The sequence below is a fragment of the Agrobacterium sp. AGB01 genome (genome assembly GCF_014851585.1).
GTDB lineage: Bacteria > Pseudomonadota > Alphaproteobacteria > Rhizobiales > Rhizobiaceae > Agrobacterium.
On sequence record NZ_JACVAB010000001.1, the window covers coordinates 1,002,707 to 1,027,576 of the forward strand.

Genomic DNA, 24,870 nt, shown 5'->3' on the forward strand with positions numbered 1-24,870 from the left:
GGTAATGACGGATTGATTTATTCTTTCACTATGCACAGCGTTTCGCAGAAACAGGCCCTTGACGATATGCCGCTTGCCACGACGGAAACCACACGTTTCTGGCGCGACAGGCGGTTCAGGGATATGGAGTGCCTGAGCGCGACTTTCCTGACGCATGAATATTCCCCGCACGCGCATGAGACCTTCAGCATTGGCGCCATCGAATCCGGCTCGCAGATATCGACGATCAATGGCACCCGAGAGCAGACTGGCCCCGGCAATCTTTACCTGATCAATCCTGGCCAGATCCACGATGGTGCTCCGGGAGGTGAAGGTTATCGCTACCGGATGATCTATCCCGACATGGAGTTGTTGCAGGAGGTGATTGAGGACGTGACGGGCAGGGCGTTTCATGGCACGCCGTCTTTCCCGCGCTTTTTGCCAAAAGACCCGCAAATGGCCGCCGCGTTCCAGATTGCCCATCAGCGGCTCGAGCAGAAGTCCGGTGCGCTGGAGGCCGATGAAGGAATGTTCAGCGTACTGGCAGAACTATTTCGTCGCCACGGCAGCACGATCATCCTGCCGGTGGAAACGCGCGAACGCACCGCAGTTTACCGGGTAAGGGATTATCTCACTGACAATTGCGAGATCGACATCGGGTTGGAACAACTGGCGGCCATTGCCGGGCTCAGCCGCGCGCATTTGATCCGGGCGTTTCGTAAAGAGTTCTACATTACACCACATGCCTATCTGACGGATGTGCGTATTCGCAAGGCGCGTCGTCTGTTGCGGCTGGGCTATAATCCCGCCGCTGTGGCACTGGAATGCGGATTTGCCGATCAGGCGCATTTCACCCGCCACTTCAAAGCGCGCACCGGCATTACGCCGGGTCAGTTCCGCGCTGCCTGAGACCAAATCGTCTGGCAACGGTTCTGGGCTGTTCTCGGTCCCCATCACTTTTGTTCAAGACGCACCCATCATCCTTCTCTACCTGCCATCTTCCAGAATATCGGAGATGATGATGGCAAAGATTGTGAAGTCGGGTGACATGCTGGCGGGGTTGCGGGCCGCAGCGCCTCTTTTGGTGGCGATGGTACCGATTGGCGCGGTGTTTGGTGCGGTCGCGGTTTCAAAGGGGCTGTCGGCACTCGAGGCCTGCCTGATGTCGCTGTTTGTCTTTGCCGGCGGCTCGCAGTTCGTTGCCATGGATTTATGGACCCATCCGGCAAGCTGGGTGGCGCTCGGTTTTGCCGCTCTGTTGGTCAATCTGCGCCACGTGCTGATGAGTGCGTCCATCGCCTCGAAGCTCGATGGGTTCAGCGGCTGGCGCAAATATGCCGCCATGCTGGTACTGACGGACGAATCGTGGGCGTTGTCAGAATTCCGTGCGATGACGGCCAGGCTGACACCGGCCTTTTTTGCCAGTGCTGCGCTATCGATCTACGCCGTCTGGAATGTCTCGACACTGGCTGGCGCCTTGCTTGGCTCGGTCATGGGCGACATGACGGTGATCGGGCTCGACTTTGCCTTTCCCGCCGTGTTCATCGTGTTGCTGATGGGGTTCTGGAAGGGCACCGAAACCGGACTTGTGCTGCTGGCCAGTGCGCTGACCTCATGGGTGACACACCTCTACATTCCCGGTGCCTGGTACATTGCCACGGGCGCACTTGCCGGGCTGGCCGTGGCAGCCTTTGGACGGACGGAAACTTTGCCGGATGAGAACAAGGCTGATGCGGAGCAACCAGCATGAGCCTTGATACATCAACATTTTTTGCCATCCTTGCGATGATGGTCGCAACCGTAAGCACCCGTATGGGCGGTTTGCTACTGGTCCGCTACACCAATCCCGGCCCACGCATGAAAAAGGCGCTGTCATCGGTGCCACCAGCGGTGCTGATGGCCGTGGTGACGCCAACCGCCTTGTCAACCGGTACGGCGGAAAGCATTGCCTGTCTGGTAACGGCTGTGGCCGCACTTCGCCTGTCACTTCTGCCGGCGGCTTTTGCCGGCGTGGCAACGGTCGCAGTCCTGCGTTCAATCGGTTTTTGAAACCCTAACATCAGGCTGCTACGGGTTGAAATGCCCGCTCGCGACCTTTACTGCGGTTATTCACCTTGAGTTGTCTCAACCTGGGGAGTGCCGTTTATGCGGAATAACTACAGGGCTGCAATCGGGCCGCTTCTTCGCATTTATTCTGACTACTGGAAGAATGCCCGGCTGTCGATTTCCCTTCTTGTCGTGACTATCCTTGCGGGATCGATACTGGCTGTCACAGGCCCTTATGTCTTTTCCCGGCTGGTGGACGATCTGCCGGATACGCCGGTGCGCTGGATGCTGGCCTTTACCTTTTATGCGCTGCTGACAGCCGGTGCCATGGGCGTGCAGCGCTGCACGCAATACATGGCCGTCATCCATTCCGAACGGCTGGATTACATCGCTGCGACCGGTTTCTTCGAGCGGATCATCAACAAACCGCCATCGTTTTTTACCGATCACAATCCGGCAGAAATCCAGTCGGCGCAAACGCAAGGCGCATCAGCAACATCCATCTTCATGCAGATGATGTTCATTTCGTTTTTGCCTGGGATTTCGGCTTTCCTGTTTGCAACGCTGATGCTGGGCGCGGTCATCAGTTTTGACGTGCTGCTGATCGTATGTCTCTACGGTGCGATCTTTATCGGTCTGACACTGGTCTCCAACCGCATCACCGGTCCCTATCTCGAAAAGGCCATTGATGCCGGACAGCAGAATGCCGGTTTTGTCGGTAATGCCATCAGCATGATCGAACCTTTGCGGCACACCGCCAGTACGGAATGGATGAAGGCACGCTTTGCCGAAAGTGCAGGTTCGATCTACGACAATTGGCGGCTCTATTCGCTGCGCCGTATCGTGTTCGTGGCAATGATTTCGCTGGCGCTGGCTCTGCAATTCATCATCACCTTCTACCTGCTTTTGCCACGCTATGAACAAGGGCAATTGTCCGTGGGTGACATCGTGCTGTTCAACATGCTGTTGTTGCAGCTGAATGTGCCGTTTGAGCTGATTGGCCAGTCGATCAACGAAACAGTCAGGGCGCTAGCCCGTTTTGCGCCCTTTGCCCGCATGTGGAATGCACCGGAAGAGGAAAGGGCGGGCGGGGAGGCCGGACTGGTTCTGTCGCAGGGCGTGATCGAATTTGAGGATGTCGGTTTCCGCTATGAAAATGGACGCGGCGTTGAAAATGTCTCGTTCCGTGCGTCGCCCGGACGGCTCACCTTTATCACTGGCGAAACCGGTTCGGGAAAATCGACCCTGTTCAAGCTGCTGCAAAAAACCATGCTGCCGCAAAAGGGGCATATCCGTATCGATGGCCGCGATATTGCAACGATCGACCGAGATGACTGGTTTTCGGCGGTTGGCATCGTTCCTCAGGAAGTGCAACTGCTCAATGACACTCTCACCGCCAACATTGTTCTGGGACGTCCCTATGACGAAGCGCGGCTGCGCCGTTCAACCGAGCGTGCGGCGATCCTTGAGCGTATCGAGGCCATGCCACAAAATTTCGAAACCAAAGTTGGAGAGCGTGGCTTGAAGCTGTCGGGAGGGGAGCGCCAGCGCATTGCCATTGCACGGGCGCTTTATGCAGAGCCGGTCATTCTGTTGCTGGATGAGGCAAGCTCCGCGCTTGATGATGAAACCGAACGCGAGATCATGGACCAGTTACGCAAGGTCGATGCCGACATGACCATCATTGCGATCACCCATCGCCAAAGCAGTATCCGTCCACAGGATCAGGTCATCGCTTTGCCTTCAGGCGTTAAAGCAGAATGAGAGCGTTATCCCCGATATTCGGAATCAATTTCTGAGAGCGCCAGCTCAAGACATTGAAAACGAAACGCCCCGCTGAAAAGCGGGGCGTTTCGTATCAGTGTTCTTCGTACTGGCTGAAGGATGGGTCGGCCAAATCCGCAAAGCGGGTGAATTCCGACTGGAAGGCCAGTTTAACGGTGCCGGTCGGTCCGTGACGCTGCTTGGCGATAATCACGTCAGCCGTGCCCTTCACCTTGTCGAACAGTGCTTCCCACTCCGCATATTTCGGATCATCCGGATCACGCGGTTCCATGTTCTTGACGTAATATTCCTCACGGAACACGAACAGCACAACGTCGGCATCCTGCTCGATCGAACCAGATTCACGAAGGTCAGAGAGCTGCGGCCGTTTGTCTTCGCGGCTTTCCACCTGACGGGACAGCTGTGACAGCGCGATGATCGGAACGTTCAGTTCCTTGCCCAGCGCCTTCAGGCCCGTGGTGATCTGGGTGATTTCCTGCACGCGGTTTTCACCGCTTTTGCCGGAGCCGGTCATCAGCTGAATATAGTCGACTACCAGGCAATCAAGGCCGCGCTGGCGCTTAAGGCGACGCGCACGTGCCGACAGCTGGGCAATGGAGATACCACCGGTCTGGTCGATATAAAGCGGAACCTTCTGCATCATCTGGCTGCAGGCAACCAGCTTTTCGAAATCGGCTTCGGTGATTTCACCACGGCGGATTTTCGAGGATGACACTTCTGTCTGCTCGGAAATGATACGTGTTGCCAGCTGTTCGGACGACATTTCGAGTGAGTAGAAACCGACGACGCCGCCGTTCTTGGCCTTGAAGGAGCCATCCGGCTGGATTTCCTGCTCGTAGGCAGCTGCGATATTGTAGGCAATGTTGGTGGCAAGCGAGGTCTTGCCCATACCCGGACGACCCGCAAGCACGATAAGGTCAGAACGCTGCAAACCGCCCATACGGCCATCAAGAGAGTGGATGCCGGTGGAAATACCCGACAGGTTGCCGTCACGTTCAAACGCCTGGCCCGCCATGTCGATGGCCAGCGATACCGCGTCATTGAATGACTGGAAGCCACCGTCATAACGGCCGGTTTCCGCCAGTTCGAACAGGCGGCGTTCGGTATCTTCAATCTGCGTCTGCGGTGGCATGTCGAGCGGCGCGTCATAGGCAATGTTGACGACATCCTCACCGATCTGGATCAGCGCGCGGCGCAGCGCCAGATCGTAGATCGCGCGGCCATAGTCTTCCGCGTTGATGATGGTCACGGCTTCGGCAGCAAGGCGCGCAAGGTACTGCGCAACGGTCAGATCACCCACCTTGTCATCAGATGGCAGGAAGGTCTTGATCGTTACCGGGTTGGCAGTCTTGCCCATGCGAATGATGTCGCCGGCGACTTCGAAAATCTTGCGGTGCAGCGGTTCATACAGATGAACCGGCTTGAGAAAGTCCGAAACGCGATAATAGGCGTCATTGTTGACGAGAATAGCACCCAGAAGGGCCTGTTCGGCTTCAATGTTGTTTGGCGCTTCGCGGTAATGCGGTTCGGCCGGGGAGACCGGGGCGATCTTTCGTGCTGCATCATTCATTGTCTAATGGTCTCCCTGTATCTGCGTCTCATGTGCGCTAACACAGCCGTCCGAAAACCGGGGTGCGGGTTTCGGAAAGCAGCAGACGCAAATGCATTAATTATCGCGTTGGTACATCCAGCTTGACACACACGCTCACTTAACGATGTGGCGGTACCGGCCGGGACAGTCAATGATATAGTTGCAACACTGCCAAACAGCCGCATTTCAGGGGGATTTGGGCGATCACATTTTATGTTGTCCCCATCAATCCACAGCCCTTTCGGCGTTGAGTGCAAAACCCCAAAACGAATCAAACCGCGTCAGCCTTGAATTTATGGCATGGCTGCCACGTCAGCAAAGCATCTTGAAAATCGTCAGTATCACGTATAAATAGGCAATAAATAAGTAGCATGCTAATTATAAGGAAGTCATATCGTGTCGCGACAAACCGACAAGGAGCAACTGCTGGATGAAATGTCATCCTTCAATCGCAAGCTCAGGACGTTTTTCGATGCGCGGGTAGGCGAGCAGGGGCTAACACTGGCGCGGACGCGGGTGCTTTTTGCTCTGTCGCGCCGCGGATCATTGACCCAGAAGCAGCTTGCCGAAGAGCTTGAGATTGAAACGCCTACTCTGGTGCGCGTTCTCGATGGTATGGAAAAACAGAACCTCATCGAGCGCCGTGAAGAGGCCGGCGACAGGCGCGCCAAGCGCATTCACATGACACCGGAAGGCGAGGCGACTGCCGCCACGGTCAATGCAACGGCTGCGGATCTGCGCAAGCGAATTACCACCGACATTTCTTCTGAAGATATTGCCACCACGCTTAAAGTCGTGCGTAGTCTTATCAGCAATATTCAGGCTCTTTCTTCAGGTGAGGAAGACAGATGAGCACGAGCGGTACATTGTCTGCGCAGGCTGAGGATGAGGCATCGCCCGCAATTGCGGATCAACAGGTCGTGGTCGCAGAGCCACCACCTGTGGCACCCGCTCAACCACCTGAGAAATCCCTGCCGGAAAAATTGATCTATATCGCCGCTGGCCTGCTGTTTTTCGTTACGCAGGGTCTGGGCATGAATATCGTCACGGCCAACATGTATCAGCTGCAGGGCGAGTTTTCAGCTACGGTTGCCGAAGTCGTCTGGCTGTCTGCTGCCTATATGGCGCCCTATGCCAGCCTGTCGATCGCGCTGTTCAAGATCAGGGCACAATATGGTCTGCGTCCCTTTGCCGAACTGAGCATTATTCTGTTCGTCGTGGCCTCCTGTCTCAACCTGTTTGTCACAGACCTGCATTCGGCGATTGTCGTGCGCTTTGTCAGCGGCATGGCGGCGGCACCGCTATCGTCGCTCGGCTTTCTCTATATCCTTGAAGCCTATCCGGCGCACCGAAAATTGTCTTTCGGTCTCTGCACGGCGCTCACTGGCACGCTGTTGTCTGCGCCTATTGCCCGCATCATCTCTCCCTCACTGATGGAGATCGATGGCTGGCGATCGCTTTATACGATGGAACTCGGCGTGGCGCTGATTGCGCTGCCAGCCATCTACCTGCTGCCTTTGACAGCACCACCTCGTGCCAAGATTCTCGAGCGTGTCGACGTGTTGAGCTATCTCTTTCTGGCTACGGGCCTTGGCTGTCTGGCCTTCTTCTTCTCGCTTGGTCGGTTTTACTGGTGGCTGGAAGCAAGCTGGCTGGGTCTGTTGCTTGCGGCTGCCGTCGTCTGCCTGACCTGCATGGCCTTCATCGAATTGCACCGCAAGAATCCGATGATAGACTTGCGCTGGATATTCTCGCGCCAGAACCTGCATATTGCCGCTGTTCTGATTATCTTTCGTGCCGTGACCTCAGAACAGTCGACCACGGCCGTCAGCTTCTACCAGCAGCTGGGCATCATGAATGACCAGACGGTAACCCTCTATGGCATCATTCTGCTGGCAACGATCCTTGGTGGCGCGTTCTGTGCCTTCCTGATGGTAACGAAATATGTTGATACAGCCCACGTCATCGCGCTCAGCCTGATTGCGATTGGTGCTTTTCTGGATAGCCAGGCGACAAACCTGACCCGGCCGGAACAGATGTATTTCAGCCAGGCGATGATTGCGGGAGGTGCTGCAATGTTCTTGCCGCCTGTCATGGCCAAGGGATTTGCCAGCGCCATGGCCAAGGGCTTGCCCTATCTCGTCAACTTCATCGCCATCTTCCTGTTCACGCAGATCAGTGGCTCTTTGATGATGACGGCGGCACTCGGCAGCTTCGTGACGATCCGTGAGAAATTCCATTCGAATATTCTGTCGGAACATATCGTCCTGACCGATCCGAATGTTGCGCTGAGAATATCGCAGCTTGCCTCGTCATACGGCAAAGTCATTACCGACAAGACCCTGCTCAACGCCGAAGGCGTATCGATGCTGGCACAGCAGGTAACGCGCGAGGCCTATGTGCTGGCCTATGCCGATACCTTCCTGCTCATTTCCATGGTGACCGCCGCTGCGCTGGTCATGCTTCTCATCCACCTCGCGTGGAACAGGATCAAGCCTACGCTGATGCCTGCTGAACCCGCCACGGCACCCCAGAACTCATAACGCCAGAATTCATAACGAACGAGTCAGAAAATGCTCAAGAAAATATTCACCCCGGTTTCCCTTATCGTCCTCATGGCTGGCCTGACGGGTCTCGGCATGGTGCTTTATGCATGGCGCCTGCCACCCTTTTCCAGCTCGGTAGAAATGACTGACAATGCCTATGTCCGTGGTTATGTCACGATGCTCAGCCCGCAGGTCAGTGGTTACATCGTTGATGTGCCCGTAAAGGACTATCAGGACGTCAAGCAGGGCGACATTTTGGCCCGCGTCGATGACCGCAGCTACGTGCAGAAACTGTCGCAGGCCAAGGCGACACTGGACGGCCAGAAGGCATCCCTTGCCAATTCCGACCAGAAGGAAAATGCCGCTCGCGCCAATATCTCTTCCAGCGAAGCGTCGATTGAAAGTGCGCAGGCCGCGCTCAAGCAGGCACAGCTGGCTTCCGACCGGCAGGACAACCTGACCAAAAGCGGTGTTGGCACATCCAGCACGCAGGAAGAGGCGCATGCCACGCTTGAAAAGGCCAAGGCGGCGTTGTTGCAGGCCAAGGCAGCGCTCGAGGTTTCCAATCAGGATCTGCAGACCATCATCGTCAACAGGGGGTCGCTTGAAGCGGCTGTTGCAAGCGCCGAAGCCAGTGTCCAGCTGGCAGAGATCGATCTCGGCAACACTGTCATTCGCGCCCCGCGTGACGGCAAGGTCGGTGAAGTTGGCGCACGGCTTGGCCAGTATGTCACGGCAGGCACACAGTTGATGGCGGTCGTGCCAACCGACGTCTGGGTCATCGCCAACTTCAAGGAAACCCAGCTTGCCGGCATGCAGGTGGGGCAACCGGTTTCGATTTCCGTTGATGCCATGCAGCGCAGGGAAATTCGTGGGCATGTCGAGCGTTTCTCGCCGGCTGCCGGTTCGGAATTCTCTGTTATCAAGCCTGATAACGCGACGGGCAACTTCGTGAAGATTGCCCAACGCATCGGTGTGCGTGTGGCGATTGATCCCGGCCAGGATATGACTTCTGAGCTGTCACCGGGCATGTCTGTCGTGGTGCGAGTGGACAAGAGCAAGGCTCCGGAAGCGGTGCACAGCGTCTCCAACTAAGTGGAGAAAGGTCTGCCGCTCCCCGCCGGGGAGTGTCTGCTGCGATCGTCACGCAGACGATCGCATACTCTCAGTGCCTGAGTAACGATCGGATGCCACAGTTACCCAAAAACGACAAAACCCCGGATGTTGCCATCCGGGGTTTCTTTTTCAGCCCTGAGGCTGAAATTCTTATTCGTTGTCGAAGTCGCCTTCGGCTTCTGGATCGAAGAAGTCTTCTGGACGCAGAGCATCTTCGTCAACGCCGTAGATAGCGTCAGCAGAGGTGAGGCTTTCGCCCTTTGCCTGACGTTCAGCTTCTTCAGCAGAACGAGCAACGTTCAGCTCAACCGAGATTTCAACTTCGGAATGCAGGTGCAGGAGAACGTTGTGAATGCCGATGGTCTTGATCGGTGTGTTCAGCTCAACCTGGTTACGACCAACGGTGAAGCCTTCTGCAGACAGGATTTCAGCAACGTCGCGAGCAGCAACGGAACCGTACAGCTGGCCGGTTTCGCCTGCGGAGCGAACGACGATGAAGGACTTGCCTTCGAGTGCTGCTGCAACCTTGTCGGCTTCAGACTTGCGCTCGAGGTTACGAGCTTCGAGCGTTGCACGCTCAGAGTCGAAACGGGTCTTGTTGGCAGCGTTGGCGCGCAGAGCCTTGCCCTGTGGCAGCAGGAAGTTACGTGCGTAACCGTCGCGAACCTTGACGATTTCGCCCATCTGGCCGAGCTTGTTGATGCGTTCGAGAAGAATGACTTCCATCTTCTTGATCCTTTCTTGTTTTAATTGTTGGTTTCGTTCGTTGTGTCTGTTTTCCGCATCGGAGTAAGAGAAATCGTGCTGCGCACGTCGCTCATGCCGATGACGAGAATGATGAGCAGCGGCAACATGAAGACCGCCGAGAGATAAGCAAGCAGCAGAACCGGCAGACGCCAGTCCTTGCCGCGTGTCCGGTAATGCAGCGACGCATAACCCGACATCAGGAAACCTGCGCCGAATGTTCCTGCGATAACCGCACCACACATGGCGATGACCCCGCCAAGGAAGGTTGCGACGATACCAGCAAGGAACACGAATACCGCGTTGCGATGCATGCGAAGTGCTGCCGGAATGTCCTCACGTGGGCGAAGGCCCTTGCCGAAAGAACCAACCAGGCGGCTGGCAAAATAATAGGCTGCAAACAGCAGCATAACCCAAAGAGCACCCTGCATGATTGGCAGCATCAGCACCATTAGAGACTTCGTCTGGGCAAGCGCCAACTGGTCAGGGGAGAAGGATGGTTCCTGCGCCGTGACCGAAGACATCATCAGGTCAACCATCTGTGACACCAGTTCTGGGCCGTAACCGATGATCGAGCCGAGAATGATAACGGCAATGCTGATGGCGATGCACAGATGCAGGATGATGCCGGATAGTGGGTACCAGGCAAGCAGGTCTTCAGGACCGCCGATTTCCGATGCCGGGCGCGCAAGATTGGCGTGGTGCGAAATCCAGGCAGCAGGTACCAGCGTGAAAATCGCCAAACTCAGCACAGCTAACATCGGAGCCATCAGTGACCCGACAACGCAAGCGGTAATAACGGCGATAATGGAGGCGCGATTGCCCCAGCCGAGGCCGGCAATGAAAACAGGCATTGCGGAGGCGGCGTAAAGCAGGAACGCTAAAGACGGCTGTCTGCTTGCGCCCAGTGTCAGAAACACGGCGGCAATACCGGCAAGAATACCGGAAATCAGCACTGTCTGGTTCAACTTTATCACGTCGCTGTCCTGCTTCTATAGCAGTTAGAGGACCGTCTTTAAAAACGTCGTCCCCAACATGGGTTTTATGTCTGGTATCGATCCGCGCCCAACGCGGAAGGAATTCGAAGCTGCGACCGACTGATTAAAAGTCAGTTGCGCTGTAGAAAAACGAGGCTGCACAACGTGCAGCCTCGTCTTGAGTTCATTACGCTACAACGTATGGCAGCAGGCCGAGGAAGCGTGCACGCTTGATCGCCTGAGCGAGTTCGCGCTGCTTCTTCTGGGAAACGGCTGTGATACGGGAAGGAACGATCTTGCCGCGCTCGGAAATGTAGCGCTGCAGAAGACGGATGTCCTTGTAGTCGATCTTCGGAGCGTTAGCGCCGGAGAAGGGGCACGTCTTGCGACGGCGGTGGAACGGGCGGCGTGCCTGAGAAGATGATGCGTCAGCCATTGTTTTTCTCCTTAACGCTTATGCACGGTCTGTGCGCGGACGGGGAGCGCGTTCGAAGCCGCCTTCACGCGGGCCACGATCAGAACGCTCTGGACGGTCGCCATCACGACGTGGACGGTCGTCACGGTCGCGCTTCTGCATCATAGCAGACGGGCCTTCCTCGTGAGCTTCAACAGCGATGGTCATGTAACGAAGAACGTCTTCGTTGATGCGCATCTGACGCTCTACTTCGTGGATAGCTGCTGCTGGTGCATCGATGTCCATCAGGGCGTAGTGAGCCTTGCGGTTCTTCTTGATGCGGTATGTCAGGGACTTGAGGCCCCAGTTCTCGACTCGGCCAATCTTGCCGCCGAACGATTCGATAACGCCCTTGTACTGTTCTACGAGTGCGTCAACCTGCTGGGCGGAAATGTCCTGCCGAGCAAGGAAGATGTGTTCATAAAGAGCCATAATAGCTTGCCTTTCTTGCGTTTTGTTCTCACCCGGTTACGGCGCTAAGCCTCAACGACTGGTCTTGATCGGGAAAACCCGTTGCAAGAAAAGTGTTGTTCGAGACGGTCGAGAGCGGAGACACGGGAGGCCGGAAAAACCTTATGGTTCCTGCTGTTTCGAAAACGAAACCAGCCCTCCGTTCAGCCACCAGCCAGTAAGACCGGATGTTGCGAACAGCGCGCTTATACGCATTTCTGGCCGTATTGCAAGACTTCGCAGCAAAAAGGCGGTGCGGAAGTGCCTTTAAGACGCTGGGTTCAACGTGAGGTCTTCAATTTTCCATGCTTGAAGTCTTCTTTTACGAAAGTGGTGACGTCTGCTTTTTCCATTTGCGCAGGCGACTACGGGCGTTGGCGTAGGGTGATGCCGTATTGAACTGGATCATGCGACCCAGGCTCCATTTGCCGTACCACGGGCGGCCATACAAGGCGTCATCATCCAACGAGTGAACGAGAGACATCAACTCTTGATGTGTGGTTTCAAAGCGCAGCAACAATGGCACATAGGATAGAGAATCATAGTCGCGGTAGAACTTGGCTGCGAGTTTGCCGAGTTCATTCCATTTATATCCGGTTTCCGGAAAATCGGGTTCTTCACCGGCAGCACGTAACCTGTACCATTTGAGAACAAGTTCGCCCCAGCCGGTCAGATAGGCCACCAGATCTTTCACGCTTATAGTCGTGCCTTTGGCGTGACCTTCCAAATCGGACGTGGTCGCCAAGGTCTGAGGTATAGAAGCAAGCTCGGACAGCAGTTTTACGAAACCGCTCTCCATGGCGTTTAAAAGCTCTGCCTTGGTCTGCGGTACTGCCATGCCTGATGCCTTCGGCGAATTAAAAAGCGCGGTAACTGCGCTGAGCTACCGCGCTTTTATGGGATCAGATCGGCATCGGGTACAGGCGGTGTATTGCCGCAATGCCCTTCAGCACGTCGTCGGAAAGTGTCACGTCCTTGGCAGCGACATCTGTTTTCAACTGTTCCATCGTCGTCGCGCCAATAATGCAAGACGCCATGAACGGACGTGTCAGTGTAAATGCGATCGCCAGCTGTGCTGCATCCAGTCCGTGCTGGGCAGCAAGATCGAGATAGGCTTTGACAGGTGCCTCCTGAAGAGGCTGAAGACGGCCGCCGATATCGGTGTTGATGGTGCCGCGCGAACCGGCCGGTCGGCCGCCGTTCTGGTACTTGCCGGTCAAAATGCCGCCAGCCAGTGGCGAATAGGCCAAAAGGCCGACATTCTCATGGTGGGCAACTTCAGCCAGGTCGAGATCGAATGAACGATACAGCAGATTATATTCATTCTGAATGCTGGCGACGCGCGGCAGGCCCTTGGCCTCTGCCAGATCGATATACTTCTGTGTGCCCCAGGCGCTTTCATTGGACAGGCCGATAGCACGGATTTTTCCGGCTTTCACCAGTTCACCCAGTGTGTCGAGCTTTTCATTGATCTCGGCAAGTGTGCGGACAGTGTCCTGTCCCGAAGCATCAAAACCCCACGCGCCGCGGAAGTGATAGGTGCCGCGGTTTGGCCAATGGACCTGATAAAGGTCGATATAGTCTGTGCGCAGGCGCTTCAGGCTGGTGTCGACGGCCTCGCGAATGCCATCAGCATCGATATCGCGACCGTTACGGATATAAGGACGGCCGGAACCGGCAACTTTCGTGGCCAGAACGACATCCTTGCGTTTGCCGGTTTTCTGGAACCATGTGCCGATATAGTCTTCGGTAAGGCCCTGCGTTTCGGCCGAAACCGGTGTCGTCGGGTACAATTCGGCGGTGTCGAAGAAGTTCACACCGTTTTCCACGGCATAATCCATCTGTTCGTGCGCTTGCGCTTCCGTATTCTGCGTGCCCCATGTCATGGTGCCAAGGCAGATTTCCGACACGGAAATGCCCGTGCGCCCGAGGGTGTTGTATTTCATGAATGAAATTCCTGACGTGATGAAAGAAAAGGGAAGGTCTTGGAATTTAGGAAGGAATTGCGCTGGCGCAAGTCAAAAATATTGGTTCTGGTAACCGGGTATAAAACCGCAAGGACTTGTGAATCCGCAGTTTCTAAGCGGCATCGCACTTGACTCCGTACGTCATTGCGTGAATTGGAAAGCAAAAAATAACCGAAAAAACAGGAAATACCTCATGAAAATCGCTTTCACCTTTCCCGGACAGGGCAGCCAGTCCGTTGGCATGGGCAAGGATCTTGCCGAGAATTTCGCTGAAGCTCGTGCGGTTTTTGAAGAAGTTGACGAGGCTCTGGGACAGAAGCTTTCCGACATCATGTGGAATGGCCCGGAAGAATCCTTGACGCTGACGGCAAATGCCCAGCCTGCGCTGATGGCTGTTTCCGTTGCGGTCATGCGCGTTCTGGAAGCCAAGGGCCTGAACCTTGCCGACAAGGTTTCCTTTGTTGCCGGTCATTCACTCGGTGAATATTCTGCGCTATGCGCTGCCGGTACATTCTCGCTGGGCGACACCGCCCGTTTGCTGCGCATTCGTGGCAATGCCATGCAGGCTGCGGTTCCAGTTGGTCAGGGCGCAATGGCGGCCATCATCGGTCTCGAGCACGGTGATGTCGAAGCGATCTGCAAGGATGCGGCCGCTGGCGGCATCTGCCAGATTGCTAATGACAATGGTGGTGGCCAGCTGGTTATCTCCGGCTCAAAGGCTCCTGTTGAACAGGCGGCTGCACTGGCCTCCGAAAAGGGCGCAAAGCGCGCCATCATGTTGCCAGTCTCCGCACCGTTCCATTCGGCACTGATGGCGCCGGCTGCTGACGCCATGCGCGAAGCGCTTGCCAACGTGACAAAACATAACCCGGTCGTGCCGGTTGTTGCCAATGTGCGCGCAGCCCCGGTGACAGATGCGGAAGAAATCGCCAGACTGCTGGTCGAGCAGGTGACGGGTCAGGTTCGCTGGCGCGAAACCGTTGAGTGGTTCGCCGCCAGTGATGTGACTCAATTGTATGAGATTGGCTCCGGCAAGGTGCTAACCGGTCTGGCAAAGCGTATCGACAAGACGGTTTCTGGCACTGCAGTGAATACTGCAGCCGATATTGACGCCGCCATTGCAACGCTTCTTGGCTGAATGCAGCGCGCATTTTGAGATAAGGATAAAAACATGTTTGATCTGACTGGCCGCAAAGCACTTGTTACCGGCGCAACCGGTGGCATCGGCGAAGAAATCGCCCGTATGCTGCATGCGCAGGGCGCAACGGTTGGCCTGCACGGCACCCGCGTCGAAAAGCTTGAAGCGCTGGCTGCTGAACTTGGCGACCGCGTGAAGATTTTCCCGGCAAACCTTTCCGACCGCGACGAAGTCAAGGCGCTGGGCGAAAAGGCTGAAGCTGAGCTGGGTGGCGTCGACATTCTGGTCAACAATGCCGGCATCACCAAGGACGGCCTGTTCGTGCGCATGAGCGACGAGGACTGGGATAATGTTCTCGAAGTGAACCTGACAGCCATGTTCCGCCTGACGCGCGAACTGACGCATCCGATGATGCGCCGCCGTTTTGGCCGTATCATCAACATCACCTCGATTGTTGGCGTGACCGGCAACCCGGGCCAGGCAAACTACTGTGCCTCCAAGGCCGGTATGATCGGCTTTTCGAAGTCGCTGGCGCAGGAAATTGCAACCCGTAACGTCACCGTCAACTGTGTTGCTCCAGGCTTCATCGAATCGGCCATGACCGGCAAGTTGAACGATAAGCAGAAAGAAGCCATCATGGGTGCCATTCCCATGAAGCGCATGGGTACTGGCGCCGAAGTCGCGTCGGCTGTTCTGTACCTTGCTTCGAATGAGGCTGCGTACATGACCGGACAGACGTTGCACGTCAACGGCGGCATGGCGATGATCTAAAGCGTTGTTTCTTCGCATGTCGTTTGCAAACGTCTTTGCGCGACATGCGTTACGCCCGCAGGCATTGTCAGGCTCAAATAGTCTGTAGAGTGCGGTGTGCGGCGCGATTTTCAGTCTTTTCGCCCGAATGAAACCGTGTTAATCGGGCGAAGACTGTGAACAGTTGTCCCGTCGGGAACAGGCGATGGTTGCTCTTTTTTGTGACTATGGCTAGCCTTAGGCGGGGTGAAAGGGTTTGCCCTCGGTGCTGGATTTGAACAGCGCATGCGGGTGTTAACAGGGCAGGGTGTCGCAAGGCAGCCCTTCAAGGATAAAGGTCGAGGAAACCGACATGAGCGATATCGCAGAACGCGTAAAGAAAATTGTAATTGATCATCTTGGCGTTGACGCCGAAAAGGTTGTTGAAGGCGCAAGCTTCATCGACGATCTGGGCGCTGACTCGCTCGACACGGTCGAACTGGTTATGGCCTTCGAAGAAGAATTCGGCGTTGAAATCCCGGACGACGCTGCTGACTCCATCCTGACGGTTGGCGACGCTGTAAAGTTCATCGAAAAGGCTCAGGCCTAATCGATCAGAATGAGGGAGGGTGAGAGCCTTCCCGCCTTGGCCCGGCTAAGTTCCGGGCCAAAGTTTTATCATGGACATGTGAATTCTATATAGGTGGAGCGTTGGCGATGAGGCGTGTCGTTATCACCGGTACCGGCATGGTATCTCCTCTTGGATGCGGAACTGAAGTAACGTGGGAACGGCTATTGGCCGGCCAAAACGGTGCCCGTCTCGTAACTGAATTCGAAGTCGAAGATCTTCCGGCAAAAATTGCCTGCCGCATTCCAGTTGGAGATGGCTCCAACGGAACGTTCAATCCAGATGACTGGATGGAACCGAAAGAGCAGCGCAAGGTCGATCCTTTTATTATTTATGGCATGGCAGCCGCCGATATGGCGTTGAACGATGCTGGCTGGCACCCGGAAACGGACGAAGACCAGATCATGACTGGTGTTCTGATCGGTTCTGGTATTGGTGGCCTCGATGGTATTGTTGAAGCGGGCTATACATTGCGTGACAAGGGTCCGCGTCGTGTTTCACCATTCTTCATTCCTGGGCGACTTATCAATCTTGTTTCCGGCCAGGTTTCCATTCGCCACAAGCTGCGCGGTCCGAACCACTCCGTTGTAACGGCGTGCTCCACCGGTGCGCATGCCATTGGCGACGCTGCCCGTTTGATCGCACTAGGCGACGCGGATGTGATGGTGGCCGGTGGTGCTGAATCACCTGTTTGCCGCATTTCGCTGGCCGGTTTTGCAGCCTGCAAAGCCTTGTCTACACAGCATAATGACGACCCACAAAAGGCGTCTCGCCCCTATGACCGTGACCGCGATGGTTTCGTGATGGGTGAGGGTGCCGGTATCGTTGTTTTGGAAGAACTGGAACATGCCAAGGCACGCGGCGCAAAGATTTACGCCGAAGTGGTTGGCTACGGCCTGTCCGGTGATGCCTTCCACATCACCGCGCCATCTGAAGACGGTGACGGCGCATATCGCTGCATGTCCATGGCACTGAAGCGTGCCGGCCTGACGGCTGCCGATATCGACTACATCAATGCCCATGGCACATCGACCATGGCTGACACCATTGAACTGGGTGCGGTTGAGCGCCTGGTCGGTGATGCGGCGTCGAAAATCTCCATGTCGTCCACCAAGTCGGCCACCGGCCACTTGCTGGGCGCGGCCGGTGCAATCGAGGCGATTTTTGCAACACTGGCAATCCGCGATAATATCGTGCCGCCAACGCTGAACCTCGACAATCCCGATGTCGAGACGAAGATTGATCTCGTGCCACACAAGGCGCGCAAGCGTGACGTGAACGTTGCCCTTTCGAACTCCTTCGGGTTTGGTGGCACCAACGCCTCGCTGGTGCTGCGTCGTTACGAAGACTAATCAAATCTTTCGTGACTTGCCGTTTGTAGCGGAATCAATCAAAAAGCGATGAACATCGCGGGCCGGAAACCAGATGCTTTCCGGCCCGTTGTTTATTCCCATGGCATGTTATTGCAGTTTTTACGCGTAACGACCTCGAAACATGGGCAAATTTGTGCAGACTGCCTGCCGAACCTGTTTTTGCCGCATTGGATGGTCACATAGGCCATTTTGGAATGCAGAACTGAAAAGGACCGCCGGTGAGCGATACGAACCAGAACAATCAGTCGCCTTACGGACGTGATGCCTCAGGCGAAAACAAGACTGGCCCGATCATTCCCAAATCGCCGACCGAAGCTTTGCGCCCGGAAAAGGTTCCAGCCCCACCAAAGCGTTCGCGCAAGGCACACGGACAGTTCATCGTTTTCCTGAACTTCCTGATGAGCCTGGCGGTTATCGGCTGTATCGTCGCTGTTGGCGGTTTCTATTACATGATCAACACGTTCCAGTCGCCGGGCCCCTTGGCCACCAACACGCACTTCATCGTGCGCAATGGCGCAAGCCTGTTTGACATCGCCAACAATCTTGAGCGCAGCGGCATTATCGATAACAGCCGCGTGTTCCGTTACATGACCGATAGTATGGGGAAGGGCCAGCGCCTGAAGGCCGGTGAATACGAGATCAAGGCCAATGCCTCGATGAAGGAAATCATGACCCTTCTCGAATCCGGCAAGTCCATTCTCTATTCCGTGTCGCTGCCGGAAGGCCTGACCAGCAAGCAGATGTTTGATCGCTTGCTGAATGACCCGGTTCTGGAGGGTGATCTGCCTGCAGCAATTCCTGCTGAAGGAAGCCTGCGGCCTGACACATACCGTTTCTCGCGCGGCACCAAGCGCCAGGAAATCGTGTCGCAGATGCAGGCGGCCCAGAAGGGATTGATTGAACAGGTATGGGCCAAGCGGGATGCCGATCTGCCAATCAAGACAGTTGAAGAATTCGTCACGATGGCCTCCATCGTCGAGAAGGAAACCGGCAAGGACGACGAGCGCGCCCATGTCGCCTCGGTATTCATGAACCGTTTGCAGAAGGGCATGCGCATCCAGTCTGATCCGACCATCATTTATGGTCTGTTCGGCGGTGACGGCAAGCCGGCTGATCGTCCGATCTACCAGTCGGATCTGAAGAAGGAAACGCCTTACAATACCTATATCATTCGCGGCCTGCCGCCTGGCCCAATTGCCAATCCTGGCAAGGCCGCACTGGAAGCTGTTGCTAACCCGTGGCGCACGGAAGACCTGTATTTCGTTGCCGACGGCACGGGTGGTCACGTGTTTGCAAAGACACTGGATGAGCACAATGCCAATGTGCGCCGCTGGCGCAAGATTGAGGCGGAACGTGCTGCCGCCGGTGGCACCGCGGAAACCGCCGTTGACGGTCAACCGGGTGGCGCTGAGGCGGAAAAGCCTGCCAACTGATTGTTTGTTACGGGCGCCTGCAGGAAAACTGCAGGTGCCTTTCCTTTTGAGTACGCCAAACAAAAGATAGGGCATTTCCGGTGAGCGCCAGTCACCTGAAATGCCTTAGCCATGAGGGCAAGATGACATTGCAATCCATGACTGGTTTTTCCCGCAGCGAAGGCAACAGTGGTCGCCACCGGTGGGTCTGGGAGCTTCGTTCCGTAAACGGCAAGGGGCTGGATATGCGTCTGCGTCTGCCGCCCGGCATGGAGGTTCTGGAGGTCGAGGTAAGACGGCTTGCCGGTGAAAGCCTGGTGCGTGGCAACATACAGGCTTCACTGTCAGTGTCCGTGACCGACAATCGCCTTGAGGCCGTCGTCAACCGCGAAACGCTGGATGCGGTGATGATGTTGAAAACGGAGCTTGGCGGCATCATTGCTGATGGGCCGATGAGCTTTGATACGCTGCTGTCGATCCGCGGGCTTATCGACTTCCGCGAGGCGGAAGACGACGAAGACACGCGTACCAAACGCGAGCAGGAATTGCTGGCCGGTTTTGGTGACGCTCTGACGAAACTGAAGGAAATGCGAGAGCGCGAAGGTGCGGCTCTGTTTACGGTCCTGAGCAGCCATATTGACCGTATCGCTGAGCTGGCAGCCATCGTGGAAAACGATCCTTCCCGCCAGCCGGACAAGATTGCAGCGCGGCTTTCCGCGCAGCTGGCACAGCTTGGCGATGGTGTGCACGGGCTGGACCGCGACCGTCTGCATGCCGAGGCAGCCCTGCTGGCCACCAAGGCGGATCTGCGCGAAGAAATCGATCGTCTCGGCGCCCATGTGGTTGCCTCGCGCGAATTGTTAAAAAAAGGCGGCCCTGTTGGTCGCAAGCTCGATTTTATTGCACAGGAATTTAACCGGGAATCGAATACCATCTGTTCCAAATCGAACGCCGTTGCCGTAACGGAAGCGGGTATCGAATTGAAAGTGGTTATCGACCAGTTCCGTGAACAGGTTCAGAATCTGGAGTAGACATATGGCACCGGTGAGCAACTCTCCCGACAAGATCGCCCGCAGAGGGCTTATGCTGGTGATCTCGTCTCCTTCGGGGGCAGGCAAGTCGACGATTGCCCATCATCTTCTGGAAGATGATCCAACGCTTGGCATCTCCATCAGCGTGACGACGCGGCCCAAGCGTCCAAGCGAGATCGCCGGCAAGCACTATCACTTTGTGACCATCCCGCAGTTTGAGCGCATGCGCGAATCCGACCAGTTGCTGGAATGGGCCGAGGTTCACGGCAATTTTTACGGCACGCCACGCGAACCTGTCGAAACGGCAATGGCCGAAGGGCGTGACATGCTGTTCGATATCGACTGGCAGGGTGCCGAGCAGTTGCAGGACAAAATGTCGGCCGATGTCGTGTCGATTTTCATCCTGCCGCCAACCATGACGGAATTGCAGTCGCGTCTTCATCGCCGCGCTGAAGATACCGAAGAGGTCATCCGCACGCGCCTGTTGAACTCCCGCTCTGAAATCGAACATTGGCGTGACTATAACTATGTCATCGTCAATGATGACCTCGACAATGCCTTCCGTTCGGTCAAAAGCATTGTCTATGCAGAACGCTTGCGCCGCGACCGTCGCCACGGCATGTTCGAATTCGTCACCAAGCTGCTGGAAGAAGAACCTAAGCTGTAAAGGTGTCGCAGGAAGGCGACACATTTGCTCACCTTTCTGATCCAGATCACTTCAGTATGATTTTTGCGATGTATTCTCCTGGCTGTGAAATCACAGCATACAGGAGAATACCATGAAAGCTGCGCGCTGGCACAAAGCCAGAGATATTCGCATTGAAGACGTGCCGACACCTGTGCCCGGTCCGGGCCAGGTCAAAATCAAGGTCAAATGGACCGGGATTTGCGGTAGCGACCTTCATGAATATGTCGCAGGCCCGATTTTCGTGCCGGTTGATAAACCCCACGCCGTCAGCCACGAGGTCGCCCCAATCGTGATGGGCCATGAATTCTCTGGCGAAGTTGCTGAAGTCGGCGAAGGTGTCACCAAGGTCAAGCCAGGCGACCGTGTGGTGGTTGAGCCAATCCTGTCCTGCGGCAAGTGCCCCGCCTGCCAGCACGGCAAATACAATCTTTGCGAAGACCTCGGTTTCCACGGCCTTTCCGGCGGTGGCGGCGGGTTTTCGGCCTACACAGTCGTTGGTGAGCGCTGGACACACAAGATGCCCGAAGGCCTGTCCTTCGAGCAGGGCGCGCTTGTAGAGCCTGCTGCGGTGGCATTGCATGCCGTCCGTCTCTCCAGCCTCAAGGCAGGCGGTACAGCCGCCGTATTTGGTGCTGGCCCTATCGGTCTTCTGGTCATCGAGGCACTGCGCGTCGCCGGTGCAACATCGGTCTACGTTGTCGAACTGTCCGAGCAGCGCGGCGCCAAGGCCAAGGAGCTGGGAGCAACGGCAGTGATCGATCCGTCCAAGGAAAATGCAGCAGCGCGTATCAAGGAACTGTCCGGTGGCGGTGTCGACGTGGCGTTTGAAGTGACAGGCGTTCCAGCCGTGCTGCAGCAATGCATTGATGCCACCCGCTATGAAGGTGAAACGGTTATCGTTTCGATCTGGGAAAAGGAAGCCAGCTTCCAGCCAAATACGGTTGTTCTGAAAGAGAAGACCCTGAAGGGCATCATCGCTTACCGCGATATTTTCCCGGCTGTCATGGACCTGATGGTGCAGGGATACTTCTCGGCCGAGCGTCTGGTCACCAAGCGCATTGCACTGGATGATATCGTTGCCGAGGGTTTTGAAACGCTGGTGAAGGAAAAGACCCAGATCAAGATTTTGGTTGAGGCACCAGCCTGATATCACGCAATCTTCCCGCGTGGCTTTTTGCCGGACCTACTGCGTTCAAACCTGCGGCATTGTTTCTTGCCGCAGGTCACAACCCCATAACAGGGAACTGGTGACAGATTTTGATTAGAGGGCGTTGGCGATCGCCACGAACTCTTCCACCGATAGCGTTTCTGCACGGCGTGTGGCGTCGATACCAACTTTTGCGAGCAGTGTTTCACCGCCCAGCGGTTTCAGGCTCTGGCGCAACATCTTGCGGCGCTGACCGAAGGCAGCTTCTGTTACTTTTTCCAGCCTGGCCGCGTCACATGGCAAAGGATTGGTCTTGGGCAGAAGATGCACAACTGTCGAGTTGACCTTCGGTGGTGGTGAGAAGGCCTGTGGCGGCACGTCAAATGCCATTTCCGACACCGTTCTCCATCCGGTCAGGACGCCGAGACGCCCGTAATGATTGTCACCCTCTTCGGCGACAATACGCTGGCCGACTTCCTTTTGGAACATCAGCGTCATCGACAGCCAGTAGGGCGGCCACACAGGTGGCAGCAGCCAGTTGAGCAGCAGTTGCGTTCCGACATTGTAGGGAAGGTTGGCAATGATGCGCACCGGCTCGCCCGCTGGTACCAGCGAGGCGAAATCAGTCTTGAGCGCATCACCCTCGATGACTTCAAGGCGACCGGGATAATGGTCTGAGATTTCTGCCAGAACCGGCAGGCAGCGCGCGTCGCGCTCCACTGCGATTACTTTCTTGGCACCAAGCGACAGGATGGCGCGGGTCAGGCCACCGGGGCCGGGACCAACCTCAAACACCGTGACGCCTTCGAGAGGGCCAGCGGTGCGGGCAATCTTCTGGGTCAGGTTGAGGTCGAACAGGAAGTTCTGTCCCAGCGCCTTGCGCGCATCAAGGCCATGTCGCTGTATGACGTCACGCAGTGGCGGAAGTTCGTCAATGCCCGCCATTATACCGTTGCCGCCTTCTGGCGTTCCACAAGCTCGGAAGCGAGGTTTAGCGCGGCAACAAGGCTGCTTTCGCTTGCCATGCCCTGACCGGCAATTCCGAAGGCTGTGCCATGGTCCGGTGAGGTGCGAATGAACGGCAGGCCCAGCGTGACATTGACCGAACCGTCAAAACCCAGCGCCTTGGCAGGAATAAGCGCCTGGTCGTGATACATGCAGACTGCAACGTCATAACGTTTGCGCGCTGAATCATGGAACATGGTGTCGGCGGGCAGGGGGCCAATGGCCTCGATACCTTCATCACGCAGCTGCATGGTGGCCGGATGCACGATGTCGCGATCCTCATGGCCAATTGCGCCATCTTCGCCCGCATGCGGGTTAAGACCGGCAACAGCAAGCCGTGGTGACGCGATGCCAAACTTTTCTTTCATGTCCTTGGCGACAACCCGGCAGGTGTCGACAATCAACTGCTGCGTCAACTGGGCAGCAATGTCCTTGACAGGAATATGGATGGTCACAGGCACGACCTTGAGCTTCGGTCCGGCAATCATCATCACGGGGAAGACCTGCTTGCCAGCAATCTGCAACGAAAGATCGGCCAGAAATTCCGTATGACCCGGGAAACCGAAACCAGCCTTGTAGAGGATCGACTTTGCAACCGGGTTTGTCACGATCGCCGCCGCCCGTCCCTCAAGGCACAGCTTGACGGCAGTCTCTATGCATTTGATCGTCGCAAGAGCGGATGCTTCGTGCGGCTCACCGGCCTGCACGGCAAAACCTGCGGGAATATCGAGCACGGGAATGGCCTTGTCGAAAACGCTTGCCGCATCTTCTGGTGTTGCATCCTGCACCGCGACACTGACGCCGATCACCGCTGCCCTGCTTTCCAGCACGGAGCGGTCACCGACATAGATGAATGGCTTTATGCCGTTCTGCGAACGGTTTTTCCATGCTGCAATTGCAATATCAGGACCAATCCCGGCGGGGTCGCCCTGCGTCAGGGCAAGCGGAAGTTCAAGAGCAGCCACGTATATTCCTCAGACTCAGTTATTGACGATCTGAGCCTTTTTCCGCAACTCATCAAGATATTTCTTTTCGTTGGGATTATCGCCATTCTGCTCTTTGGTCAGGTCTTCAGCGCGGAAAACGACTTCTGCAGCGAAGTCATCCGACACCTGGCGTTGTTTGCAGATCGCGAGGTATTCGACGCCCTTTTCCGTGACGCGGGTAGCGGTGGTGCCGCCCTCCTTGGTCTTTTCAATCAGCGGCTTCCAGTCTGGCGGCAGCTCAGGCGCCAGAATGCGGCCGAGATCGCGAATGGACACATCCATCATCGTGGCTGCAAAGGTCTTGGCCTGTTCGCAACCCGGGTATTTGGAACGGGATGCTTCGGCTTCCGACTTGCGCTTGCCGGTAATTGACTGACGTTTTGCCTCAGGTACGACAAAGATGATCTGCTGCAGGAAATATTCCGTGGTGACCGGCTTTTCCTTGCGTTCCATCATGCGTGTGACCAGGTCCTGGTTGGACATGCGGCCGGAGCTGCCATAACGGGCATTGACCAGACGAGGCCAGCTCATCTGCACGGCGATAAATGCCTTGAAGTGTTCAGCAGTTACGCCGGACTGCGACAGGATCTGTGTCAGCTGGGTCGGGTTCATCTTGTTGCTGGCAGCAAACCGGGCAAAGGAAGCATCCACGGCTTCCGTGCTGACCGACATGCGCATGCGCGCGATTTCTTCGCGCTTCAATGCCTCGTCGATCATCTGCTCTCGTGCCAGCTTGTTGAGGTCACCCTTCTGGCGCTGCAGCTTAAGGAAGGCGACGCGTTTGGCAATGTCGCTGCTGGTAATCGGGTTCTTGTTGACAACCACAGCCACAGAGCTTGCGGCAGCATTTGCATCAAATGAATGAGGTGCAAGGAACAGGGGCAGGGCCAAGAGAGCCGTTCCGAGTGCCACAGTACGTAATGTGGCCTTGCCGAAATTCATCATGTCCTTCTCCTTATCCCCGAAGCGGATGAGCTTCGCCCCTGAATATCACGATTTATGCTGCCTGTTATTGTAAGGCGCCCGTATATATCACCGCTTATGCTGAAACAGCAACGGTTGCAAAGCGTTATTCCTG

The 24,870-nt window shown here is 56.0% G+C and carries 25 protein-coding genes; 15 read left to right on the forward strand and 10 right to left on the reverse strand.

Annotation, left to right across the window (positions count from 1 at the left end; all coding sequences use genetic code 11):
- The first annotated feature begins 66 nt into the window (after positions 1 to 66).
- The 4 genes from IB237_RS04740 to IB237_RS04755 all read left to right on the forward strand — a co-directional run bounded on the left by IB237_RS04740 (position 67) and on the right by IB237_RS04755 (position 3,789).
- A complete protein-coding gene (locus IB237_RS04740) occupies positions 67 to 888 on the forward strand; it encodes an AraC family transcriptional regulator (RefSeq protein ID WP_192487878.1) in 822 nt (273 codons plus the stop codon).
- A 112-nt stretch (positions 889 to 1,000) separates the two neighbouring features.
- Positions 1,001 to 1,729 carry an AzlC family ABC transporter permease gene (locus IB237_RS04745; protein ID WP_192487422.1) on the forward strand — a complete coding sequence of 243 codons (729 nt, stop codon included), beginning with the start codon at positions 1,001 to 1,003 and terminating at the stop codon, positions 1,727 to 1,729.
- Positions 1,726 to 2,028: an AzlD family protein gene (locus IB237_RS04750; RefSeq protein WP_192487423.1), complete on the forward strand. Its 303-nt coding sequence runs from the start codon at positions 1,726 to 1,728 to the stop codon at positions 2,026 to 2,028. Before IB237_RS04745 ends, IB237_RS04750 begins: the two co-directional genes overlap by 4 nt.
- Before the next feature lie 96 nt (positions 2,029 to 2,124).
- Entirely contained in the window at positions 2,125 to 3,789 is a 1,665-nt protein-coding gene (locus tag IB237_RS04755) for an ABC transporter ATP-binding protein (RefSeq protein WP_192487424.1), read from the forward strand.
- 94 nt (positions 3,790 to 3,883) lie between these two features.
- Here IB237_RS04755 and IB237_RS04760 read toward each other — a convergent pair whose 3' ends face one another.
- Positions 3,884 to 5,380: a replicative DNA helicase gene (locus IB237_RS04760; protein WP_192487425.1), complete on the reverse strand. Its 1,497-nt coding sequence runs from the start codon at positions 5,378 to 5,380 to the stop codon at positions 3,884 to 3,886.
- A gap of 417 nt (positions 5,381 to 5,797) precedes the next feature.
- Between IB237_RS04760 and IB237_RS04765 the strand changes: the two genes are divergently transcribed.
- Genes IB237_RS04765 through IB237_RS04775 form a run of 3 tightly spaced genes read left to right on the forward strand, consistent with a single transcriptional unit; the run spans position 5,798 to position 9,042 of the window.
- Positions 5,798 to 6,253 (forward strand): MarR family winged helix-turn-helix transcriptional regulator, encoded by a 456-nt coding sequence (locus IB237_RS04765; RefSeq protein ID WP_192487426.1) that lies wholly within the window; start codon positions 5,798 to 5,800, stop codon positions 6,251 to 6,253.
- Positions 6,250 to 7,944, forward strand: a complete 1,695-nt coding sequence (locus IB237_RS04770; protein ID WP_192487427.1) for an MFS transporter — start codon at positions 6,250 to 6,252, stop codon at positions 7,942 to 7,944. The genes IB237_RS04765 and IB237_RS04770 overlap by 4 nt, the downstream gene beginning before the upstream one ends.
- A 30-nt stretch (positions 7,945 to 7,974) precedes the next feature.
- On the forward strand, positions 7,975 to 9,042 hold the full coding sequence (locus IB237_RS04775; RefSeq protein WP_192487428.1) for an HlyD family secretion protein: 1,068 nt from the start codon (positions 7,975 to 7,977) through the stop codon (positions 9,040 to 9,042).
- 171 nt (positions 9,043 to 9,213) lie between these two features.
- Here IB237_RS04775 and rplI read toward each other — a convergent pair whose 3' ends face one another.
- The 6 genes from rplI to IB237_RS04805 all read right to left on the reverse strand — a co-directional run bounded on the left by rplI (position 9,214) and on the right by IB237_RS04805 (position 13,634).
- Positions 9,214 to 9,789: a 50S ribosomal protein L9 gene (gene rplI, locus IB237_RS04780; protein WP_192487429.1), complete on the reverse strand. Its 576-nt coding sequence runs from the start codon at positions 9,787 to 9,789 to the stop codon at positions 9,214 to 9,216.
- Positions 9,790 to 9,809: 20 nt separating this feature from the next.
- Positions 9,810 to 10,784 carry a DUF2232 domain-containing protein gene (locus IB237_RS04785; RefSeq protein WP_192487430.1) on the reverse strand — a complete coding sequence of 325 codons (975 nt, stop codon included), beginning with the start codon at positions 10,782 to 10,784 and terminating at the stop codon, positions 9,810 to 9,812.
- A gap of 187 nt (positions 10,785 to 10,971) precedes the next feature.
- On the reverse strand, positions 10,972 to 11,220 hold the full coding sequence (gene rpsR, locus IB237_RS04790; protein ID WP_192487431.1) for a 30S ribosomal protein S18: 249 nt from the start codon (positions 11,218 to 11,220) through the stop codon (positions 10,972 to 10,974).
- An 18-nt stretch (positions 11,221 to 11,238) separates the two neighbouring features.
- Positions 11,239 to 11,670 carry a 30S ribosomal protein S6 gene (rpsF, locus tag IB237_RS04795; RefSeq protein WP_192487432.1) on the reverse strand — a complete coding sequence of 144 codons (432 nt, stop codon included), beginning with the start codon at positions 11,668 to 11,670 and terminating at the stop codon, positions 11,239 to 11,241.
- Between the two features lie 340 nt (positions 11,671 to 12,010).
- Positions 12,011 to 12,526 carry a ClbS/DfsB family four-helix bundle protein gene (locus tag IB237_RS04800; RefSeq protein ID WP_192487433.1) on the reverse strand — a complete coding sequence of 172 codons (516 nt, stop codon included), beginning with the start codon at positions 12,524 to 12,526 and terminating at the stop codon, positions 12,011 to 12,013.
- A gap of 64 nt (positions 12,527 to 12,590) precedes the next feature.
- On the reverse strand, positions 12,591 to 13,634 hold the full coding sequence (locus tag IB237_RS04805; protein WP_192487434.1) for an aldo/keto reductase: 1,044 nt from the start codon (positions 13,632 to 13,634) through the stop codon (positions 12,591 to 12,593).
- A 214-nt stretch (positions 13,635 to 13,848) separates the two neighbouring features.
- On the opposite strand from IB237_RS04805, the gene fabD reads away from it, so the two are divergent.
- The 8 genes from fabD to IB237_RS04845 all read left to right on the forward strand — a co-directional run bounded on the left by fabD (position 13,849) and on the right by IB237_RS04845 (position 21,801).
- Complete coding sequence (fabD, locus tag IB237_RS04810; RefSeq protein WP_192487435.1) at positions 13,849 to 14,793, forward strand: ACP S-malonyltransferase; 945 nt, start codon at positions 13,849 to 13,851, stop codon at positions 14,791 to 14,793.
- A 33-nt stretch (positions 14,794 to 14,826) separates the two neighbouring features.
- Positions 14,827 to 15,564, forward strand: a complete 738-nt coding sequence (gene fabG / locus IB237_RS04815) for a 3-oxoacyl-[acyl-carrier-protein] reductase (RefSeq protein ID WP_192487436.1) — start codon at positions 14,827 to 14,829, stop codon at positions 15,562 to 15,564.
- A gap of 331 nt (positions 15,565 to 15,895) precedes the next feature.
- Positions 15,896 to 16,132, forward strand: a complete 237-nt coding sequence (locus IB237_RS04820) for an acyl carrier protein (protein ID WP_027507378.1) — start codon at positions 15,896 to 15,898, stop codon at positions 16,130 to 16,132.
- Between the two features lie 107 nt (positions 16,133 to 16,239).
- A complete protein-coding gene (gene fabF, locus IB237_RS04825; RefSeq protein WP_192487437.1) occupies positions 16,240 to 17,502 on the forward strand; it encodes a beta-ketoacyl-ACP synthase II in 1,263 nt (420 codons plus the stop codon).
- A 239-nt stretch (positions 17,503 to 17,741) separates the two neighbouring features.
- Entirely contained in the window at positions 17,742 to 18,956 is a 1,215-nt protein-coding gene (mltG, locus tag IB237_RS04830) for an endolytic transglycosylase MltG (protein WP_192487438.1), read from the forward strand.
- Positions 18,957 to 19,078: 122 nt separating this feature from the next.
- Positions 19,079 to 19,966 carry a YicC/YloC family endoribonuclease gene (locus IB237_RS04835; protein ID WP_192487439.1) on the forward strand — a complete coding sequence of 296 codons (888 nt, stop codon included), beginning with the start codon at positions 19,079 to 19,081 and terminating at the stop codon, positions 19,964 to 19,966.
- Positions 19,967 to 19,970: 4 nt separating this feature from the next.
- Positions 19,971 to 20,633: a guanylate kinase gene (gmk, locus tag IB237_RS04840; protein WP_192487440.1), complete on the forward strand. Its 663-nt coding sequence runs from the start codon at positions 19,971 to 19,973 to the stop codon at positions 20,631 to 20,633.
- A 112-nt stretch (positions 20,634 to 20,745) separates the two neighbouring features.
- Positions 20,746 to 21,801 (forward strand): 2,3-butanediol dehydrogenase, encoded by a 1,056-nt coding sequence (locus tag IB237_RS04845; protein ID WP_192487441.1) that lies wholly within the window; start codon positions 20,746 to 20,748, stop codon positions 21,799 to 21,801.
- Positions 21,802 to 21,915: 114 nt separating this feature from the next.
- On the opposite strand, the gene rsmA is transcribed toward IB237_RS04845, so the two are convergent.
- The 3 genes from rsmA to IB237_RS04860 are packed head-to-tail and all read right to left on the reverse strand — an operon-like array spanning position 21,916 to position 24,737.
- Positions 21,916 to 22,746, reverse strand: a complete 831-nt coding sequence (gene rsmA / locus IB237_RS04850) for a 16S rRNA (adenine(1518)-N(6)/adenine(1519)-N(6))-dimethyltransferase RsmA (RefSeq protein WP_192487442.1) — start codon at positions 22,744 to 22,746, stop codon at positions 21,916 to 21,918.
- Positions 22,746 to 23,771, reverse strand: coding sequence for a 4-hydroxythreonine-4-phosphate dehydrogenase PdxA (gene pdxA, locus IB237_RS04855; protein WP_192487443.1), 1,026 nt, complete (start codon positions 23,769 to 23,771; stop codon positions 22,746 to 22,748). The genes rsmA and pdxA overlap by 1 nt, the downstream gene beginning before the upstream one ends.
- Positions 23,772 to 23,786: 15 nt before the next feature.
- Positions 23,787 to 24,737: a peptidylprolyl isomerase gene (locus tag IB237_RS04860; protein ID WP_192487444.1), complete on the reverse strand. Its 951-nt coding sequence runs from the start codon at positions 24,735 to 24,737 to the stop codon at positions 23,787 to 23,789.
- Positions 24,738 to 24,870 lie beyond the last annotated feature (133 nt).

Coding starts and splice junctions, on each gene's coding strand:
- IB237_RS04740 (WP_192487878.1), top strand. CDS start 67: ATGCCGCTTGCCACGACGGAAACCACACGTTTCTGGCGCGACAGGCGG.
- IB237_RS04745 (WP_192487422.1), top strand. CDS start 1,001: ATGGCAAAGATTGTGAAGTCGGGTGACATGCTGGCGGGGTTGCGGGCC.
- IB237_RS04750 (WP_192487423.1), top strand. CDS start 1,726: ATGAGCCTTGATACATCAACATTTTTTGCCATCCTTGCGATGATGGTC.
- IB237_RS04755 (WP_192487424.1), top strand. CDS start 2,125: ATGCGGAATAACTACAGGGCTGCAATCGGGCCGCTTCTTCGCATTTAT.
- IB237_RS04760 (WP_192487425.1), bottom strand. CDS start 5,380: ATGAATGATGCAGCACGAAAGATCGCCCCGGTCTCCCCGGCCGAACCG.
- IB237_RS04770 (WP_192487427.1), top strand. CDS start 6,250: ATGAGCACGAGCGGTACATTGTCTGCGCAGGCTGAGGATGAGGCATCG.
- IB237_RS04775 (WP_192487428.1), top strand. CDS start 7,975: ATGCTCAAGAAAATATTCACCCCGGTTTCCCTTATCGTCCTCATGGCT.
- rplI (WP_192487429.1), bottom strand. CDS start 9,789: ATGGAAGTCATTCTTCTCGAACGCATCAACAAGCTCGGCCAGATGGGC.
- rpsR (WP_192487431.1), bottom strand. CDS start 11,220: ATGGCTGACGCATCATCTTCTCAGGCACGCCGCCCGTTCCACCGCCGT.
- rpsF (WP_192487432.1), bottom strand. CDS start 11,670: ATGGCTCTTTATGAACACATCTTCCTTGCTCGGCAGGACATTTCCGCC.
- IB237_RS04800 (WP_192487433.1), bottom strand. CDS start 12,526: ATGGCAGTACCGCAGACCAAGGCAGAGCTTTTAAACGCCATGGAGAGC.
- IB237_RS04805 (WP_192487434.1), bottom strand. CDS start 13,634: ATGAAATACAACACCCTCGGGCGCACGGGCATTTCCGTGTCGGAAATC.
- fabD (WP_192487435.1), top strand. CDS start 13,849: ATGAAAATCGCTTTCACCTTTCCCGGACAGGGCAGCCAGTCCGTTGGC.
- fabG (WP_192487436.1), top strand. CDS start 14,827: ATGTTTGATCTGACTGGCCGCAAAGCACTTGTTACCGGCGCAACCGGT.
- IB237_RS04820 (WP_027507378.1), top strand. CDS start 15,896: ATGAGCGATATCGCAGAACGCGTAAAGAAAATTGTAATTGATCATCTT.
- fabF (WP_192487437.1), top strand. CDS start 16,240: ATGAGGCGTGTCGTTATCACCGGTACCGGCATGGTATCTCCTCTTGGA.
- IB237_RS04835 (WP_192487439.1), top strand. CDS start 19,079: ATGACATTGCAATCCATGACTGGTTTTTCCCGCAGCGAAGGCAACAGT.
- gmk (WP_192487440.1), top strand. CDS start 19,971: ATGGCACCGGTGAGCAACTCTCCCGACAAGATCGCCCGCAGAGGGCTT.
- IB237_RS04845 (WP_192487441.1), top strand. CDS start 20,746: ATGAAAGCTGCGCGCTGGCACAAAGCCAGAGATATTCGCATTGAAGAC.
- rsmA (WP_192487442.1), bottom strand. CDS start 22,746: ATGGCGGGCATTGACGAACTTCCGCCACTGCGTGACGTCATACAGCGA.
- IB237_RS04860 (WP_192487444.1), bottom strand. CDS start 24,737: ATGATGAATTTCGGCAAGGCCACATTACGTACTGTGGCACTCGGAACG.